This window comes from Collimonas sp. OK307, from assembly GCF_900113705.1.
GTDB lineage: Bacteria > Pseudomonadota > Gammaproteobacteria > Burkholderiales > Burkholderiaceae_D > Collimonas.
On sequence record NZ_FOQI01000006.1, the window covers coordinates 232,843 to 249,365 of the forward strand.

At 56.6% G+C, this 16,523-nt stretch carries 13 protein-coding genes; 9 read left to right on the plus strand and 4 right to left on the minus strand.

The genetic code is table 11. The features are described from left to right. Positions 1-477 precede the first annotated feature (477 nt). Together leuA and BM205_RS10705 are read left to right on the plus strand one after the other, a co-directional pair. Entirely contained in the window at positions 478-2,184 is a 1,707-nt protein-coding gene (leuA, locus tag BM205_RS10700; RefSeq protein WP_092414475.1) for a 2-isopropylmalate synthase, read from the plus strand. Positions 2,185-2,389: 205 nt separating this feature from the next. Continuing rightward, positions 2,390-3,700, plus strand: coding sequence for a class I SAM-dependent methyltransferase (locus BM205_RS10705; RefSeq protein ID WP_092414476.1), 1,311 nt, complete (start codon positions 2,390-2,392; stop codon positions 3,698-3,700). A gap of 104 nt (positions 3,701-3,804) precedes the next feature. On the opposite strand, the gene BM205_RS10710 is transcribed toward BM205_RS10705, so the two are convergent. Continuing rightward, entirely contained in the window at positions 3,805-4,422 is a 618-nt protein-coding gene (locus BM205_RS10710) for an FMN-dependent NADH-azoreductase (RefSeq protein ID WP_092414477.1), read from the minus strand. Positions 4,423-4,610: 188 nt separating this feature from the next. On the opposite strand from BM205_RS10710, the gene BM205_RS10715 reads away from it, so the two are divergent. Beyond that, positions 4,611-5,507 carry a LysR substrate-binding domain-containing protein gene (locus BM205_RS10715; protein WP_092414511.1) on the plus strand — a complete coding sequence of 299 codons (897 nt, stop codon included), beginning with the start codon at positions 4,611-4,613 and terminating at the stop codon, positions 5,505-5,507. 11 nt (positions 5,508-5,518) lie between these two features. On the opposite strand, the gene egtB is transcribed toward BM205_RS10715, so the two are convergent. Both egtB and egtD read right to left on the minus strand, forming a co-directional pair. Next, positions 5,519-6,775 (minus strand): ergothioneine biosynthesis protein EgtB, encoded by a 1,257-nt coding sequence (gene egtB / locus BM205_RS10720; protein WP_092414478.1) that lies wholly within the window; start codon positions 6,773-6,775, stop codon positions 5,519-5,521. A 20-nt stretch (positions 6,776-6,795) separates the two neighbouring features. After that, on the minus strand, positions 6,796-7,761 hold the full coding sequence (gene egtD / locus BM205_RS10725) for an L-histidine N(alpha)-methyltransferase (protein WP_092414479.1): 966 nt from the start codon (positions 7,759-7,761) through the stop codon (positions 6,796-6,798). Between the two features lie 414 nt (positions 7,762-8,175). Between egtD and BM205_RS10730 the strand changes: the two genes are divergently transcribed. Together BM205_RS10730 and BM205_RS10735 are read left to right on the plus strand one after the other, a co-directional pair. Further along, positions 8,176-9,972 (plus strand): ABC transporter transmembrane domain-containing protein, encoded by a 1,797-nt coding sequence (locus BM205_RS10730; RefSeq protein ID WP_092414480.1) that lies wholly within the window; start codon positions 8,176-8,178, stop codon positions 9,970-9,972. Positions 9,973-9,993: 21 nt separating this feature from the next. After that, a complete protein-coding gene (locus BM205_RS10735) occupies positions 9,994-11,103 on the plus strand; it encodes an NADH:flavin oxidoreductase/NADH oxidase (RefSeq protein WP_092414481.1) in 1,110 nt (369 codons plus the stop codon). Between the two features lie 45 nt (positions 11,104-11,148). Here the strand turns inward: BM205_RS10735 and BM205_RS10740 are convergent, their stop codons facing one another. Continuing rightward, positions 11,149-12,087 carry a LysR family transcriptional regulator gene (locus BM205_RS10740; protein ID WP_092414482.1) on the minus strand — a complete coding sequence of 313 codons (939 nt, stop codon included), beginning with the start codon at positions 12,085-12,087 and terminating at the stop codon, positions 11,149-11,151. A 223-nt stretch (positions 12,088-12,310) separates the two neighbouring features. Between BM205_RS10740 and BM205_RS10745 the strand changes: the two genes are divergently transcribed. The 4 genes from BM205_RS10745 (at position 12,311) to BM205_RS10760 (ending at position 16,030) form a co-directional block, all read left to right on the plus strand. Beyond that, a complete protein-coding gene (locus tag BM205_RS10745; RefSeq protein ID WP_092414483.1) occupies positions 12,311-12,928 on the plus strand; it encodes a TetR/AcrR family transcriptional regulator in 618 nt (205 codons plus the stop codon). Between the two features lie 90 nt (positions 12,929-13,018). After that, on the plus strand, positions 13,019-14,176 hold the full coding sequence (locus BM205_RS10750; protein ID WP_092414484.1) for an iron-containing alcohol dehydrogenase: 1,158 nt from the start codon (positions 13,019-13,021) through the stop codon (positions 14,174-14,176). Between the two features lie 98 nt (positions 14,177-14,274). Continuing rightward, a complete protein-coding gene (locus BM205_RS10755) occupies positions 14,275-15,318 on the plus strand; it encodes an NADP-dependent oxidoreductase (protein WP_092414485.1) in 1,044 nt (347 codons plus the stop codon). 34 nt (positions 15,319-15,352) lie between these two features. Beyond that, on the plus strand, positions 15,353-16,030 hold the full coding sequence (locus BM205_RS10760; protein WP_092414486.1) for a type 1 glutamine amidotransferase domain-containing protein: 678 nt from the start codon (positions 15,353-15,355) through the stop codon (positions 16,028-16,030). Positions 16,031-16,523 lie beyond the last annotated feature (493 nt).

Here is a 16,523-nt window from a genome sequence, read left to right on the forward strand (position 1 = left end):
AGGCCCGACTTTATCCCATACATTAAGTGCATGTTTTCCACACGCACCCAATCCTGCTCTCTACTACACGTTGCTGGCTCCCTGCCGGCAATGCTGCTAGTGTCGCTACTAGCGCTATCGCTACTACGCGCACTATGATCTCGACCCCGTTCTGACGGGGACATTACTGGCAACAGCAACAACAGCAACAACAGCAACAGCGCCAGTCAAGAAATCAACAGTAGTAAAACTGAGATTCAATTACGAATCCCGATTTTAAAGAGCAAGATTCCATGCACGCCACACCACTTCGCCTCGCCAACTTTCGCTACAGCAACACGCTGTTACCGCTGCTACTGCCATCGCTCCAGCTACTGCTACCGATCGGTTGCCTGGCCTCGCGTTAATTTTCGAGTGGCAGTCAGGCAACCTTCTCGCCGCTCCCGAATTCCGTTCCATTCCATCAGCACACTTCACTAGCTCCAAGAGAGGCCTAACATGATGTTGCACAATCCCGCTGTCAAGTATCGCCCGTTCCCGCCGATTCCATTGAGTGATCGCACCTGGCCCAATCAAGTTATCAGCGCTCCGCCGATCTGGATGAGCACCGATCTGCGCGACGGCAACCAAGCCCTGATCGAGCCGATGGACGCCGATCGCAAGCTGCGCTTTTTCAAATTGCTGGTGAAGATAGGTCTCAAGGAAATCGAAGTCGGCTTCCCTTCCGGTTCGCAAACCGATTTCGATTTTGTCCGCAAGCTGATTGAAGAAAACCATATCCCCGACGACGTCACCATCATCGTCCTGACCCAGTCGCGCGATGACCTGATCCGCCGCACCGTCGATTCGCTCAAGAACGCCAAGCAAGCCATCGTCCATCTGTATAACCCGATTTCTCCGGCCTGGCGCCGTATCGTGTTCAACAAGAGCCGCGAAGAAGTCATGGAAATCGCCGTCTCCGGCACGCGCCTGATCAAGGAATTGACCGACGCCCGTCCGGAAACGCAATGGCGTTATGAATATTCGCCGGAAACCTTCAGCACCGCCGAACTGGATTTTTCGAAAGAAATCTGCGATGCCGTGGTTGAAGCCTGGCAAGCCAGCCCGACACGTAAAGTGATCCTGAATTTGCCGAGTACCGTCGAATGCGCCACACCGAATGTATTCGCCGACCAGATCGAGTGGATGCACCGCAATCTGGCCCGTCGCGACGCCACCATCATCAGCGTCCATCCGCACAATGACCGCGGTACCGGCGTTGCCGCCGCCGAGCTGGCTGTAATGGCTGGCGCCGATCGGGTTGAAGGCTGTTTGTTCGGTAACGGCGAGCGCACCGGCAACGTCGACCTGGTGACACTGGCCTTGAACTTGTACACGCAAGGCGTCAATCCGGGACTCGATTTTTCCGACATCGACGAAGTGCGTCAATGCGTAGAAGACTGCAACCAGATTCCAGTCCATCCGCGTCATCCTTACGTTGGCGACCTGGTATTTACCGCCTTCTCAGGCTCGCATCAGGATGCGATCAAGAAAGGCTTCGCCGCGCAAAAAGCCGACGCCATCTGGGAAATCCCCTACTTGCCGATCGACCCGGCCGACCTCGGCCGCAGCTACGATGCCGTGATCCGCGTCAATAGCCAATCCGGCAAAGGCGGCATGGCCTATCTGCTGGAACAGGAATACGGCCTGGCCATGCCACGCCGCCTGCAAATCGAATTCAGCCGTGCGATCCAGAAAGCGGCAGATGCAACCGGCAAGGAAATTGCCGCCAGCGATATCTACACCATCTTCAAGCAAGAGTACCTGGACAAGCAAACCCCGTACGTCTATCGCGGCCATCGCATGAGTGAAGATTCCAGCCAGGCGCAACCGGTCAAGATCGAAATCGACATCGTCCGCGATGGCCAGCTCCACACTTCAAGCGGCCACGGCAATGGCCCGATCGACGCTTTCGTCAATGCACTGGGGTTGAATATCAAGTTGATGGATTTCCATGAACACGCCATCAGCGCCGGCGCCGATGCACAGGCCGCCAGCTATATCGAATTGCGCCTCAACGACGGCGCCACCGGTTTCGGTGTCGGCATCGACGCCAATACCTTGACGGCATCGTTCAAGGCGATCTTGAGCGCGGTGAACCGGCACATTGAAATTGCCGGCACCGCAGCCAATCAGGGCATCGTCAGCAGCGCGGCTGCGGCCTAGTTTTTTTTGTTTGACCGGTTGATTGTCGTGGCGATCACACGGCAATCGATTTCAATGCAGCCTGGGTATTATCCTACCGCGGGCTTGCAGGGTTGCAGGATGCCCGCTACAAACTGGCATCCTGCGCACTACCGCCTGGCTATAAGTGCGACAATACGATTCCCGATTTGTTTAGCACGAAATCCTTCTTCAGCCAGGTCCCTACATGTCCTCCAACTATCTACCGAAAGTGCGGGATCAGTACGAATCCCTGCCTTACCCTCCCTGCAATCCGCAAGACGAAAAAAAGCAATTGACAAGAACATGGCTGGAAAGCCTGCCGATGATCAATCACTATTGTTTTTCAGGAAAACAATCGTTCAAGGAACACTTCCGGGTCCTGGTGGCAGGCGGTGGAACCGGTGACGCGACAATTTATCTGGCCGAACAATTGCGCAATACCGATGCGGAAATCGTGCATCTGGATTTGAGCCTGGCAAGCATAGCGCTGGCCCGTGAACGAGCGGAGATAAGAGGCCTGAAAGATATCACCTGGGTCCAGGATTCGCTGTTAAACCTGCCCGAACTTGGATTAGGCAAGTTCGACTACATCAACTGCAGCGGCGTCCTGCACCATCTTGAAAATCCCGATGCCGGCTTGAAGATGCTGCGTGCCGTGCTCAAAGACACTGGCGCCATGGGCCTCATGGTCTATGCCACCCATGGCCGCACCGGCGTCTACCAGATGCAAGAATTGATGCGCCTGGTGAATAACGATAATGACGAAGAGTTTGACGTAGACACCAAGATCGGCAACACCAAAGAGATTTTAAGCACCTTGCCAGCTTCGAACTGGTTCATGCGTGGCGAGGACCTGCACCACGACCATAAATTGGGGGATGCCGGCATCTACGATTTGCTGTTGCACTCTCAGGACAGAGCGTACACGGTGGGAGAATTGTTTGACTGGATCCAGGATACGCATGGTCTCAACCTGGAACTTACGGATGTTGGACGGGGACGCTCGCCATATCTGCCACATATGGTCTTGGGTAAAAAGCCGCCAAAGAATATAGATACCCTGAAGAAGCAATCAATCCGGCGACAATATGAAATCGGCGAACTGCTGATTGGCGACATCATCACCCATTCATTTTATGTGACCCGGTCGGAAACCTGCAAAGCGCCATATGGCGACGCCGATTACGTTCCGTTTTTCTATCACGAGCCTTTAACCGGGCCGCTGATGGCTCAGGTATTTGATAGCAACAAGGGACGCCCGTTTGCGCTTAACCATCAGCATTCAGGAATGGGGTTGACGGTGAACCCCGGAAAATACGGCGCTAAAATTTTACGTCATATCGACGGCAAGAATAGCTTCCGGCAAATATTCGACACCATCCGGAAAGAACCGGAATTTAGTCACTCAGCTCCGGACAATCAGGATTTTTTTGCCGATTTCCTTGAATCCTTCAACACGCTCAATGCACTGGATCGGTTGTTACTGCGGCACGTTTCGACAGATGGAATTTCGTAATGCAAAAAAAGTTAAAAGAGCGCAACGCGCTCTTTTAACTTTTTCAAACTAATCAGACCGCTACCAGCTCACCGGTAAGCGGTCTTTGATTCAAGCCTGGTCAATCAGGCCATTGCCACGGCGCTGGTCAGATCGCCGATACGCGCCCGAGCTGCCGCAAAGCTGGCTTCTTTCACTTCAGGACTGTAGGCAAGACCATCGGCACGAACCACTTCGATATCGGTAATTCCGAGGAAGCCGAACACCAGTTTCAGATAGTCTTCATGGGCGACGCCAGTAGGAGTGCCTGCATGTTTGCCGCCTGAAGTCGACACGATCACGACGCGCTTGCCTTTGGCCAGGCCTTCCGGGCCTTTTTCGGTATAACGGAAAGTAACGCCGGCGACACTGATCTGGTCGATCCATGCCTTGAGCTGGGTCGGCACGGTGAAGTTGTACATCGGCGCACCGAGCACGATCACGTCTGCGGCCATGAATTCATTGAGAATCGCTTCGTTCAGTTCCACTTCCAGCTTTTGCGACAGATTGCGTTTTTCTGCAGGTGTGCCTTTTGCAGCAAAAGTCGCGCCGCTCAAATGGGCAGTGACGTCCTTGCTAAGGTCGCGGTAAGTCAGGTCAAGATCCGGATCCGCAGCTTGCAGTGTTTCCACTACTTCGCGGGTCAGTTGGCGGGAGGCGGAAGCGTCGCCGAGAATGCTGGAGTCAATATGTAAGAGTTTCATGATATATACCGTTCGATTAAATTAAGAGTGGGTCAAAATCTATTGCGATCCGTACATCACGATGCCAACAGAGTTTGATTTACCTGGTTATCTGAACCATTGAGGCCATGTTACTCAGGTATCGACAATAGAACTAGATAGCAAAAATAAGATATATTGTTCCATACACAGAACAATGGATGACTATCATGCAAGATCTGAACGACCTGTATTTCTTCGCTAATGTGGTGCAGGAAGGTGGTTTTACGGCCGCCGGCCGCAGCTTGGGCATCCCCAAATCACGCTTGTCCAGGCGCATATCGGAACTGGAAAGCCGGTTGGGCGCCAGATTGCTACAGCGCAATACACGCGGCATCGCCATGACCGACCTCGGCAATCGCTACTACCAGCATTGCCAGGTAGTGATTGCCGCTGCCGAGGCGGCCGAATTGGCGGTCACCAGCTCATTGGCGGAGCCGAGCGGCACGGTGCGCGTAAGCTGCGTGGTGCCGATTGCCCAGTCCGAAGTGGCCATAGCGCTACCGGCCTTCCTGGAGCGCTATCCGAAGGTGAATATCGATTTGGTGTTCACCAACCGCCGCGTCAACCTGCTGGAAGAAGGGATCGATGTCGCAGTCAGGGTAAGAGCTCCAGAAGATGAAGATCCGAACCTGGCGACCAGGCGCTTGCGTTCCGCTACCGGCCTGCTGGTGGCTGCGCCTGAGCTGATGTCCAGGTACGCCGTTCCACAGCATCCGCGTGATCTGGTGAAACTGCCCGTCCTTGGCGCCGCCGAGCGTGACCGCCGCGTCCACCTGCAACTGGACGGCCCGCATAACGACCGCTATGAACTGGTGGCGGAACCGCGGCTGGCCGTCGAAGATTTTGCATTGCGTAAACACGCGGCGCAACGCGGCCTGGGCTTGACCATGCTGCCAAGCGACTATTGCGTGGAAGAACTGCGCGAGGGAACCCTGATACATGTGCTGCCGGAATGGACCATGCCAGCCGGCCATGTGCAGGTGGTCTACCCGACCCAGAGAGGTTTGCTGCCGGCAGTGCGCGTGTTCGTGGATTTCCTGATCGAACATTTAAGCAAACTATAAGCGGCAAAGATTCAGGAACGCGCCAGCCGGATTCCGCTGAACTGCCAGCGCGCAGTCGCAGGGAAAAAATTGCGATAACTCAGGCGCGCATGGCCTTCAGGCGTGGCGGATGAAGAACCGCGCAACACATACTGATTCACCATGAACTTGCCGTTGTATTCGCCCACGGCTCCCGGCAATGCCACATAGCCGGGATATGGCGCGTAGCTGCTGGTGGTCCATTGCCAGGCAATGCCGAAGTAATCGACTGCAGAATCTGATATCTGGGCCGCAGCCGCAAGCTCCCATTCCGCCTCGGTAGGTAATCGTGCGCCGGCCCAACGTGCATAAGCCTCAGCCTCAAAAAAGGAAATATGGGTGACCGCCTCATGCAAGGCCAGCGGCTGCAAACCGTGCAAGGTAAATTCGCGCCAGGCAGAATCGAATTGCGCATGCGCCGCCTGCCAATATAGCGGCCGCGTCAGTTTCTGCTGCTGCACCCAGTCCCAGCCGGCCGCCAGCCACAACAAGGGATTCTGATAGCCGCCGGCTTCCACAAAGGCCAGGTATTCACCTTTGCTGACCAGCCGTGACGCCATTGAAAACGGTTCGACGAACTGCCGGTGGCGCGGCGTTTCGTTATCGAAAAAAAATCCGTTGCCGGCATGCCCGATCTCGACAATTCCCGCCTCAAATGGCTGCCATTGCAAGGCTGTTGCGGCGGCGGCGGCGGCGGCGCCGGTCTCTTCTGTCATTACATCCCATGCCAGATACGGTGGCTGCAAAGGATTCATGGATAGCAGATGCTTGATATCGGTCAGCAGCAGCTCCTGATGCTGCTGCTCATGCTGTAATCCAAGTTCGACCAGCGCGGTCAATTGCTGCATCTGGTCCGGCGCCAGTGTTTGCCCCAGCAAAGCCAGCAGCCGCTGATCGACGTTTTGCCGATAGGCTTGTACTTCGGCCAGCGAAGGCCGGGTCATCAAGCCGCGTTGCGCGCGCGGATGCTGCTCGCCTACCCCTTCATAATACGAATTGAACAGAACCCGGAAGGCTGGATGAAACGGCCGGAAACCGGTTTCAAACTGTTCGAGGATGAAGGTTTCAAAAAACCAGGTGGTATGCGCCAGATGCCATTTTGCAGGACTGGCGTCCGGCATCGACTGCACGCAGCAATCCTCTGCCGACAATGGCTGCGCAAGCGTGCCGGTATGGTCGCGTATCGTGGAAAACGCTGTTGCCAGCTCATTTGCCAACTTGTTTTCCAGCTTATTTGTCAACTTGTGCATCGCACTCCTGTCTGGACAGTTCAGGCTACCTGGGCATGGCAAACCATGAACCAGTTGTTTGGATCGCACCAGGTCTGCACCGCACCGAATCCGGCTTGCTGCAACATGTCGACAAATCCTTCGCGGGTGTATTTGTAGCTGCTTTCCGTATGGATCCGCTCGCCCTTCCCGAAACGCCGCAGGCCGCCGTTCTGCCAATGGACGGTGAGCTCTTTCCTGGCTTCCAGATGCATTTCTATGCGATGCTGTTCGCTATTGTAAAAAGCCCGGTGACGCCAGTCCTTTGGACGGAAGTCGGCATCCAGCAAACGATTTACATGATGCAGCAGATTCAGGTTGAACGCCGCGGTGACGCCCAGCGAGTCGTCATAAGCTGGATTCAGTATCGCCTTGTCCTTGATCAGATCGACCCCGATCAGCAGGCCACTGCCGTCGCTACTGCCGATGCCTTTGCGAATCCGGCGCAGGAACATCAATGCCTCCAGCGGCGCGAAATTACCTATCGATGACCCTGGATAAAAAAACTGCCGGCGATCCATGCCTAGCGTTGCCGGCAGCTCCAGCTCGGACGAAAAATCCATGCCCAGGCATGTCATCTCGATCTGGGAAAATTGTTGCCGCAGCGCGCTCACCGCTTCCTCCAGAAATTGCACCGAAATATCGACAGCCACATATTGCCTGGGCCGCAAGCTCGGAAACAAGCGTGCCGCCTTGCTGCAATTGCCCGCCCCCAGATCGATCAGGATCGCATCGGGTCCGACTGCATCGGCAATCTGCTGCGCATGCAGCGCGAAAATCGCCGCTTCTGTACGCGTCGGATAATACTCAGGCAGCTCGCAAATCGCAGCGAACAGGCGTGAGCCGAGAACATCGTAGAGATATTTGGGAGAGGTGTGTGCGTGCGCCGCCAACAGGCCGGCCACCAGTTGCTGCTGAATCTCGTCCTGCGCAACGCAATTTTGCGCTGGTTGCGACAATTGAGCCAAAGGATTCTCCTGAGATGGCAATCATTAAGAAATTACACATTTCACTACAGGAATTCAGTTCCGCTCCATTGAGAGCCTGCGCTATGGCGCAACATCCACTACACTAGCAAACGCAAACTGCTACGCAAAACCAGGCAAGCTGTACAAAGTATATCGATATTCGTTTGATGGATGAAGTTCCCCGTTCAAGAGAATGCGCATGAATCCATGCATCAATCTATATTTCAGGCGATTTCGGGCCGGGCTCTTAACTGATTGCAATATAAATACATGGAATATTGACACAAAACCATTTTTTCCGCGAAGCCTCGCACTCGTAACAAGGCCTCGTTGCACCACCACTTCGTATGACCTTGCAATAGCCTTGCCAGACGAAGCTTGCAGCGATTTGTGCTGCCCCCCACTGAAACCGACATGACAACCATAACTTCCAAAGAACCTGAAAAACGTAGTCTAAGCACGCTCATCGGGCTGGTTCCCTTCCTGGCCCCGTATAAACGGCAATTTGTGATGGCCAGCCTGGCCCTGCTGGTAGCGGCCGGCGCCACCCTGGCGATTCCGTACGCATTCCGGCAGATGATCGATCTGGGCTTCAGCACCGGCGGCATCCAGGGCGCCAATCATATCGACCTGTATTTCCTGGCCCTGTTCGGCGTCGCCTGCGTGTTGGGCGTAGCCACCGCAGCGCGTTTTTACATGGTGTCCTGGCTTGGCGAACGGGTCACGGCCGACTTGCGCAGCGCGGTCTACTCGCACGTCGTCACGCAAAGCCCGCAGTTCTTTGAAACTACCAAGACTGGCGAAGTGCTGTCGCGCATCACCACCGATACCACATTGATCCAGGCGCTGGTCGGCACCAGTATTTCGATGGCCTTGCGCAACGCCCTGCTGTTCATCGGCGGCATGATCATGTTGTTCATCACCAGCGTCAAGCTGAGTGCGATCATCCTGGTCATGCTGGCGCTGGTAGTACTGCCGATCGTCTGGTACGGCCGCCGCGTGCGCAAGTTGTCGCGCGCATCGCAGGACCGGGTGGCCGACGCTTCGGCGATGGCTGCCGAGATTCTCAATGCGATGCCGACAGTGCAAGCCTTCACCCACGAGAATATTGAAGCACAACGCTTCGACGTCTCGATAGAAAATGCTTTCGGCACGGCGATGGAACGGATACGCGCGCGTTCCCTGCTGACCATGATGGCGATCCTGCTGGTGTTCGGCGCCATCGTGTTTGTGCTCTGGCTGGGCGCTCACACCGTGGTTCAGGGTCGCATGAGCGGCGGCGAACTCGGCCAGTTCATCTTGTACGCCGCCTTGCTGGCGGGTTCCATCGGCGCCTTGGCTGAGGTCATGGGCGATGCTCAGCGCGCTGCCGGCGCCACTGAACGCCTGCTGGAATTATTGGCGGCGCAGTCGCCGGTGCAATCCGTGTTGCTGCCGGATACGCTGCCGCCGCGCACTGTACAAGGCGCGGCATTAACTCTGGAAAACATCGGTTTCCGCTATCCGTCGCGCCCGGAGAGCGCTGCCCTGTCCGGCCTGTCGCTAGACATCCGGCCGGGTGAGACCGTCGCCGTGGTCGGCCCTTCGGGCGCCGGCAAAACCACCCTGTTCCAGCTGCTGCTGCGCTTTTACGATCCGCAGCAAGGCAGCATCAAACTCGATGGCGTCGACATCAAATATCTCGATCTGCATACCTTGCGCAATGCCATCGGCATCGTGCCGCAAGACACCATCATTTTCTCCGCCAATGCGATGGAAAACATTCGCTACGGCCGGGTCGGCGCCACCGACGCTGAAGTCATCGCTGCTGCAAAAATGGCTGCCGCCCATGAATTCATCGAGCGTCTGCCGGAAGGCTACCAGTCGTTCCTCGGCGAGCGCGGCGTACGCCTGTCCGGCGGCCAGCGGCAGCGTATTGCGATTGCCCGTGCACTGTTGAAAAATCCGCCACTGCTGCTGCTGGATGAGGCCACCAGCGCGCTCGATGCCGAATCTGAACGCGCAGTGCAAGGCGCACTGGAAGCGGCGATGGTTGGCCGCACTACCCTGGTCATCGCCCATCGCCTGGCTACCGTGCAGCGCGCCGACCGCATCATCGTGCTGGAACACGGCCATATAGTCGAAACTGGCACTCACGCCGAGCTGGTCGCCCAAAACGGCTTGTACGCCAGCCTGGCGGCACTGCAGTTCAATGGCATGGTCGACGCATAGACGAATCTACAGGAAAAGAACATGACCTTTTTATTTTCCCCACTGAAATTACGCGATGTGACGCTGGCGAACCGGATTGCCGTTGCACCGATGTGCCAGTATTCGGCAGAAGACGGCTTCGCCAATGACTGGCATCTGGTGCATCTTGGCAGCCGCGCAGTGGGCGGCGCCGGCCTGATCATTTTCGAAGCTAGCGCGGTGCTGCCGGAAGGCCGCATTTCGCCGCAGGATCTCGGCATCTGGAAAGATGAACATATCGCGCCGCTGCGCCGCATCACCCATTTTATCGAGCAGCAAGGTACGGTTGCCGGCATCCAGCTGGCCCACGCCGGCCGCAAAGCCAGCGTCTGGCGCCCGTGGGAAGAACAGCAAGGCCGGGTCGAGCCGGATCAAGGCGGCTGGCAAACCGACGGGCCGTCGGCGATTCCGTTCGACGCCAGCTATACCACGCCCAGAGCGCTCGCCGTCGATGGCATCAAGAGCATCGTCAAGGCGTTTGCCGATGCCGCATTGCGCGCGCATCAAGCCGGATTCAAGGTAGTTGAGATCCACGCGGCACATGGTTATCTGTTGCATCAGTTTTTGTCGCCGATCAGTAATCATCGCACCGACCAGTACGGCGGTTCGTTTGAAAATCGTGCGCGGCTGGTGCTGGAAGTAGTAGCTGCTGTGCGTCAGGTCTGGCCAGAGCAACTGCCATTGCTGGTACGCCTGTCCGCTACGGACTGGATTGACGGCGGCTGGAATGTCGACGAAACCGTGGCCTTGAGCAGCCTGCTGCGTGACGCCGGAGTCGATCTGATCGACGTTTCCAGCGGCGGCAATATTGCAGCTGCCACCATCCCGGTGGGCCCCGGCTACCAGACCCAATTCGCAGCCAGGGTCAGAAAAGAGGCTGGCATCGCCAGCGGCACGGTCGGCATGATTACCGATCCAGGCCAGGCCGAACACATCTTGCGCACCGAACAAGCCGATCTGGTATTGATGGCGCGCGAACTGTTGCGCGATCCCTACTGGCCGCTGCACGCAGCCGAGGCATTGCACGATGTCACCTCATGGGCGCCGCAATACATGCGCGCGACTTCACGCAAATCGCCTCAGCGGCCAACGGTCGACTACAGCGATAATTGAGATAGCTGATGTAGGGTGGGCACTGGCGCCCGCCCTATTTCTTTCTTATTTTTTGCCTGACTTGCCCAGGTCGGCCGACACTTCGGCGATCAGCCGGCGCAGCCACACCACATCCGGCGCCACATGCGAGCGCGCATGCCACAGCATGTAAAAACGCATCTTCGGCATATCGAACGGTAGCGTAAACATGCCTATCGGCCAATCCGCGATGATGTGTTCGGCAAATTGCCGGCCGGTGGTAAAAATCAAATCCGATTTCGCGAGCACGTGCGGCACCAGTGCAAAGTATGGAATCGTCACCTGCACGTTGCGCTTCAAGCCTTGCTCGGCCAAAGCCGCATCGATACCGCTGCGGTGCCCTTCAATATAAGGCGTCGGCGCCAGGTGCGGCATTTCCAGGTAATACTTCAGGGTCAAACCCTTCTTGGCTACCGGATGATCGCGATGCATCATGCAGACCACATCGTCATCGAACAATTGCGCCAGATGCAAATGTTCGGGCGGATCAGGCCAGTTGCCGATCACCAGGTCGAAGCGGCCGTTTTCCAGTGCACTGGCGTAGTCCAGATTGGCATCCAGCGCGTGCACCATCAGGCTGGCGCCGGGCGCGCGCCGGCGCAGCTGCTCGATGATGGACGGGATCAGCAGCATGTTCAGGTAATCGGGCGTGGCGATATGAAATACCCGCGCCGTGCTGTCGGCCTCGAAGGCCGCCACCGGCGCGGCGATTCGTTCGATGACTTCCAATCCCTGTTTCGCCAGCGCCAGCAATTCCTGCCCGCGTTCGGTAGGCACCATGCCGGTCTTGCCGCGCACCAGGATGGCGTCGCCGGTCAGCTCGCGCAGGCGCTTGAGCGTGTTGCTGATGGTCGGCTGCGACTGCCCCAGCTTGATTGCGGTGCGCGACACGCTCTTTTCCACCAACAAGGTGTGCAAAACGCGTAACAAGTAGGTATCGAGGTGATGATTGGTACGGGATGTCATGGGCGGCGCTAAAATTAGTATAGGGATGCGAACGTTCAGACAAGAAAATTGCACAATAAACCTCACTAGCATAACGGATATGCATACGCATGGGTAGACGTCGCCAAAGCACTACAGGCGCGACCTCAGGTATCGAATCGACATTGATTTTTCCATGCGACAACCACGGCAAAATCGGCAGCAATTAGACGACCGGTCTAATTTGAATTAGAATGGATGCACCATGAGAGCAAATTACGACACAACCAAGCGCCACATCCTCGACGCCGGCCAGAAAATCATTGCCGTCAAAGGTTTCTCGGGCGTCGGCCTCAGCGAGATCTTGAGTGCCGCAGCGATACCCAAGGGTTCCTTCTATCACTACTTCGGATCGAAGGAACAATACGGCCGGGCATTGATGGAACAGTACGTCGACGACTACCTGCAAGCATTGGAAGAAGTCTTGCAAATTGCGGTGCAACCAGCACAAGAGCCTGCGCGTGAACGGCTGTTGCGTTACTGGAGCCACTGGCGCGACACGCAGTCGGGCACAGAAGCCATGGATAAATGCCTGGTAGTCAAACTCAGTGCCGAGGTCGCCGACCTGTCGGATGACATGCGCCTGGTTTTATGCGAAGGCACGCGGCAGGTGATGGCGCGCCTGGCGGATTGCATCGCCGAAGGAATGGCCGATGGTTCCCTGCGGGCCGAACTGGAACCGCAAAAAACCGCGCAAATGCTTTACCAGTTATGGCTGGGTGCCAGCCTGCTAGGAAAGCTCCAGCAGGATCGCAGCGCTCTCGAAAACGCCATGGAGATTACCTTGGATGTCCTGGCAACGCCGAACCCGCAGACACCATAAGCACCACAGACACCAACCTGAAGCACGACACAAGCTCGTGCTTTTTTTACCGTTCGATTAGTTGAGCGGTCTACTTTTCAAGGAATCCGCATGCTGAATTTTGAATTCTACAATCCCACCAAGATCGTTTTCGGCCGCGACACTATCGCCAAACTAGCCGATCTGGTTCCCCGCAACGCCCGCGTACTGATTCTGTACGGCGGCTCCAGCGCCCGGAAGACCGGCACCCTGGCGGAAGTCAAAACTGCGCTCGGCAAGCGCGAGATCCATGAATTCGCCGGTATCGAGCCCAATCCAAGTTACGAAACGCTGATGCAGGCCGTTGCTCAGGTACGTGCCGAGAACATCGATTTCCTGCTGGCTGTGGGCGGTGGTTCAGTCATCGATGGCACAAAATTCGTCGCAGCCGCCGCAAACTTTAATGGCGAACCGTGGGACATCGCCGTCCAGCGCGGCGCCAACATCACCAGCGCCCTGCCCTTTGGCAGCGTGCTGACATTACCGGCCACCGGATCGGAAATGAATAACGGCGGCGTCGTCACCCGCAAATCGATACAGGCCAAGCTGGCGTTCCACAGCCCGCTGGTATTCCCGCAATTCTCAATCCTCGATCCGAGCAAGACTTTCACACTGCCAGAGCGCCAGATCGCCAACGGCGTGGTCGATGCATTTGTCCACACCGTCGAGCAATACCTGACTTATCCGGTGCAAGGCCAGGTGCAAGATCGTTTTGCCGAGGGTCTGCTGCTGAGCCTGATCGAAACCGGACCGCGCGTTCTGGCCGAGCCGAACGACTACGATGCCCGCGCCAACCTGATGTGGGTCGCCACCCTGGCGCTCAACGGCCTGATTGGCGCCGGCGTGCCGCAAGACTGGGCCACGCATATGCTGGGCCACGAACTGACTGCACAATACGATATCGATCATGCCCGCACGCTGGCGATCGTGCTACCTTCACTGCTGTCCATACGGCGCAACAGCAAGCGCGCCAAGCTGCTGCAATACGCCGAGCGCGTCTGGCAAATCACCGAAGGCAGCGAAGACGCGCGTATCGACCTGGCCATCGAACGCACCCGTGATTTCTTTGAAAGCCTGGGCATCAAGACCAGGCTGTCGGACTATGAACTAGGCCAGGATGCGGTCGAGACCGTGCTCGGGCAGCTGGACAAACACGGTATGACAGCGCTGGGCGAGCATCAGGACCATACTCTGGCTGTCAGCCGCAGCATTCTTGAAGCAGCCTTATAAATTTGGCATCTGATTTGGCATCTAGTTTGATATTTAGCTAATTTCGCCCAAGCCGGCAGAACATCGCAGGCATTTATTCCACCGAAGGAGTAGCCAACATGTCGCAAAGCACAACCCAGAGCAAGACCGTCAATCGCCGTATCCTGCTGGCCTCGCGTCCGCACGGCGCGCCAACTGTCAACAATTTCAAGATCGATGAAACCCCGGTGCCGACGCCAGCCGCCGGCCAGGTATTGCTACGCACCGTCTACCTGTCACTCGACCCCTACATGCGCGGCCGCATGAGTGATGCCCCGTCTTATGCGCCGTCGGTCGAGGTCGGCGCAGTGATGGTCGGCGGCACCGTGTCGCGCGTCGCAGCTTCCGAACATGCCGACTACAAAGTCGGAGATCTGGTCCTCAGCTACAGCGGCTGGCAAGACTACGAACTGTCGGATGGCAAGGGCCTGACCAAACTCGACGCCAAACTCGCCAGGCCGTCCTACGCCCTGGGCCTGCTAGGCATGCCCGGCTTCACCGCCTACATGGGCTTGCTCGACATCGGCCAGCCGCAAGCCGGCGAAACCGTAGTGGTGGCAGCCGCCACCGGCGCCGTGGGTTCGGTGGTCGGGCAGATTGCCAAGATCAAGGGTTGCCGCGTAGTCGGCATCGCCGGCGGCGCCGACAAATGCAAGTATGCGGTGGAAGAACTGGGTTTTGACGCCTGCGTAGACCACCGCGCCGCCGATTTCCCGCAGCAGCTCGCAGCCGCCTGCGATAAAGGCATCGACGTGTATTTTGAAAACGTCGGCGGCGCCGTATTCAGCGCCGTGCTACCCCTGCTGAACCTGCACGCCCGGGTACCGGTATGCGGCCTGATCGCTAACTATAACGCCACCGACAAACCGCAAGGACCGGACAATCTGCCGGGACTGATGGGCAGGCTGCTGGTACGCCGCATCAAGATGCAAGGCTTCATCATCTTTGACTATTACCATCGCTACCCGGAATTCTTCAAGGAGATGAGCGGCTGGTTCGCCGCCGGGAAAATCAAATTCCGGGAAGACATCGTAGACGGTCTGGAGAATGCACCGCAAGCCTTTATCGGCTTATTGGAAGGCAAGAATTTCGGCAAGCTGGTGATACGCGCCGGCGACGAATGAAACATCACGCAACACACACTCAAAAGGAATTCAGATGAAAATATTAATGGTGCTTACCTCCCACAACCAGTTGGGCAACACCGGTAAGAAGACCGGTTTCTGGCTGGAAGAATTTGCGGCGCCCTACTATGCCTTCCTGGATGCCGGCGCCGCTATCACGCTGGCATCGCCGCAAGGCGGACAACCGCCGCTCGATCCTAAGAGCGACGAAGCCGATGCGCAAACCGAGGCTACTGAACGGTTTCGCAAAGATGCGGCGGCGCAGGCGGCATTGGCATCGACAGTTAAACTGTCGAGCGTGCAAGCTGCGTCTTATGACGCAGTGTTCTATCCGGGTGGTCACGGTCCATTGTGGGATTTGGCGGAAGACAAGGATTCGATTGCATTGATCGAAACCATGTATGCAGCGGGTAAGCCGGTATCGGCGGTATGTCATGCACCGGGTGTCCTGCGCCATGCGCGGGCTGCGGATGGTAGTCCGCTGGTGAAGGGTAAGAAGGTTACCGGCTTTTCAGATAGTGAGGAAGCAGCTGTGCAGTTGACGGATATTGTGCCGTTTTTGGTGGAAGACGAGTTGAAGCGGTTGGGTGGGAATTATAGCAAGTTGGCGGATTGGCAGAGTTATGCGGTTGCCGATGGTAATTTGATTACCGGGCAGAATCCGGCGTCTTCGGTTGCGGTGGCGGAGCAGGTGTTGAAATTGTTGGGGTGATTTAGATTTTCGACTGCCACGGGATGTACTCCGTGGTCCGTTAAATGGGCCGCGGAGTGCGTGTTGTCGCGTGCGACGAGGGTTCGTCGATACTTAAAACGTTAACGACTCCGTAGATGCACGCCGGGGGTAGCCCGGCAGCTACTCACTTTTATATGGACGCCTCCTATTTGCCAAGGTTTTTTTGTGTACTGCCAAACAGATAAGGATGCAGTTTTATATCCGGCCCTGTTGCAGACTGAACCCTGCTGGCCTTGATGGAATCCGCTGACTCACACCTAATTTCTTTGACGAGCTCTTGGCTCTAAAGTAAGTTCAGGTTTCGTGAGTCCCGGTCTGACCTGTTTGCCATCACACTCAATTACCTTGCGCAACCTTTCAACGTACTCATGTTGTAAAACTCATCAACTGCTACGTAACGATCTGTTCATGCGGCTCTGGTGCTGACGTAAGCGCGCTCATACTTTCGATCGTGCGCCAATAGCGCCCAGAT

What these genes read in the sequence shown, in the direction of transcription:
- leuA (WP_092414475.1), top strand. Translation starts at nt 478, where the DNA reads ATGATGTTGCACAATCCCGCTGTCAAGTATCGCCCGTTCCCGCCGATT.
- BM205_RS10705 (WP_092414476.1), top strand. Translation starts at nt 2,390, where the DNA reads ATGTCCTCCAACTATCTACCGAAAGTGCGGGATCAGTACGAATCCCTG.
- BM205_RS10710 (WP_092414477.1), bottom strand. Translation starts at nt 4,422, where the DNA reads ATGAAACTCTTACATATTGACTCCAGCATTCTCGGCGACGCTTCCGCC.
- BM205_RS10715 (WP_092414511.1), top strand. Translation starts at nt 4,611, where the DNA reads ATGCAAGATCTGAACGACCTGTATTTCTTCGCTAATGTGGTGCAGGAA.
- egtB (WP_092414478.1), bottom strand. Translation starts at nt 6,775, where the DNA reads ATGCACAAGTTGACAAATAAGCTGGAAAACAAGTTGGCAAATGAGCTG.
- BM205_RS10730 (WP_092414480.1), top strand. Translation starts at nt 8,176, where the DNA reads ATGACAACCATAACTTCCAAAGAACCTGAAAAACGTAGTCTAAGCACG.
- BM205_RS10735 (WP_092414481.1), top strand. Translation starts at nt 9,994, where the DNA reads ATGACCTTTTTATTTTCCCCACTGAAATTACGCGATGTGACGCTGGCG.
- BM205_RS10740 (WP_092414482.1), bottom strand. Translation starts at nt 12,087, where the DNA reads ATGACATCCCGTACCAATCATCACCTCGATACCTACTTGTTACGCGTT.
- BM205_RS10745 (WP_092414483.1), top strand. Translation starts at nt 12,311, where the DNA reads ATGAGAGCAAATTACGACACAACCAAGCGCCACATCCTCGACGCCGGC.
- BM205_RS10750 (WP_092414484.1), top strand. Translation starts at nt 13,019, where the DNA reads ATGCTGAATTTTGAATTCTACAATCCCACCAAGATCGTTTTCGGCCGC.
- BM205_RS10755 (WP_092414485.1), top strand. Translation starts at nt 14,275, where the DNA reads ATGTCGCAAAGCACAACCCAGAGCAAGACCGTCAATCGCCGTATCCTG.
- BM205_RS10760 (WP_092414486.1), top strand. Translation starts at nt 15,353, where the DNA reads ATGAAAATATTAATGGTGCTTACCTCCCACAACCAGTTGGGCAACACC.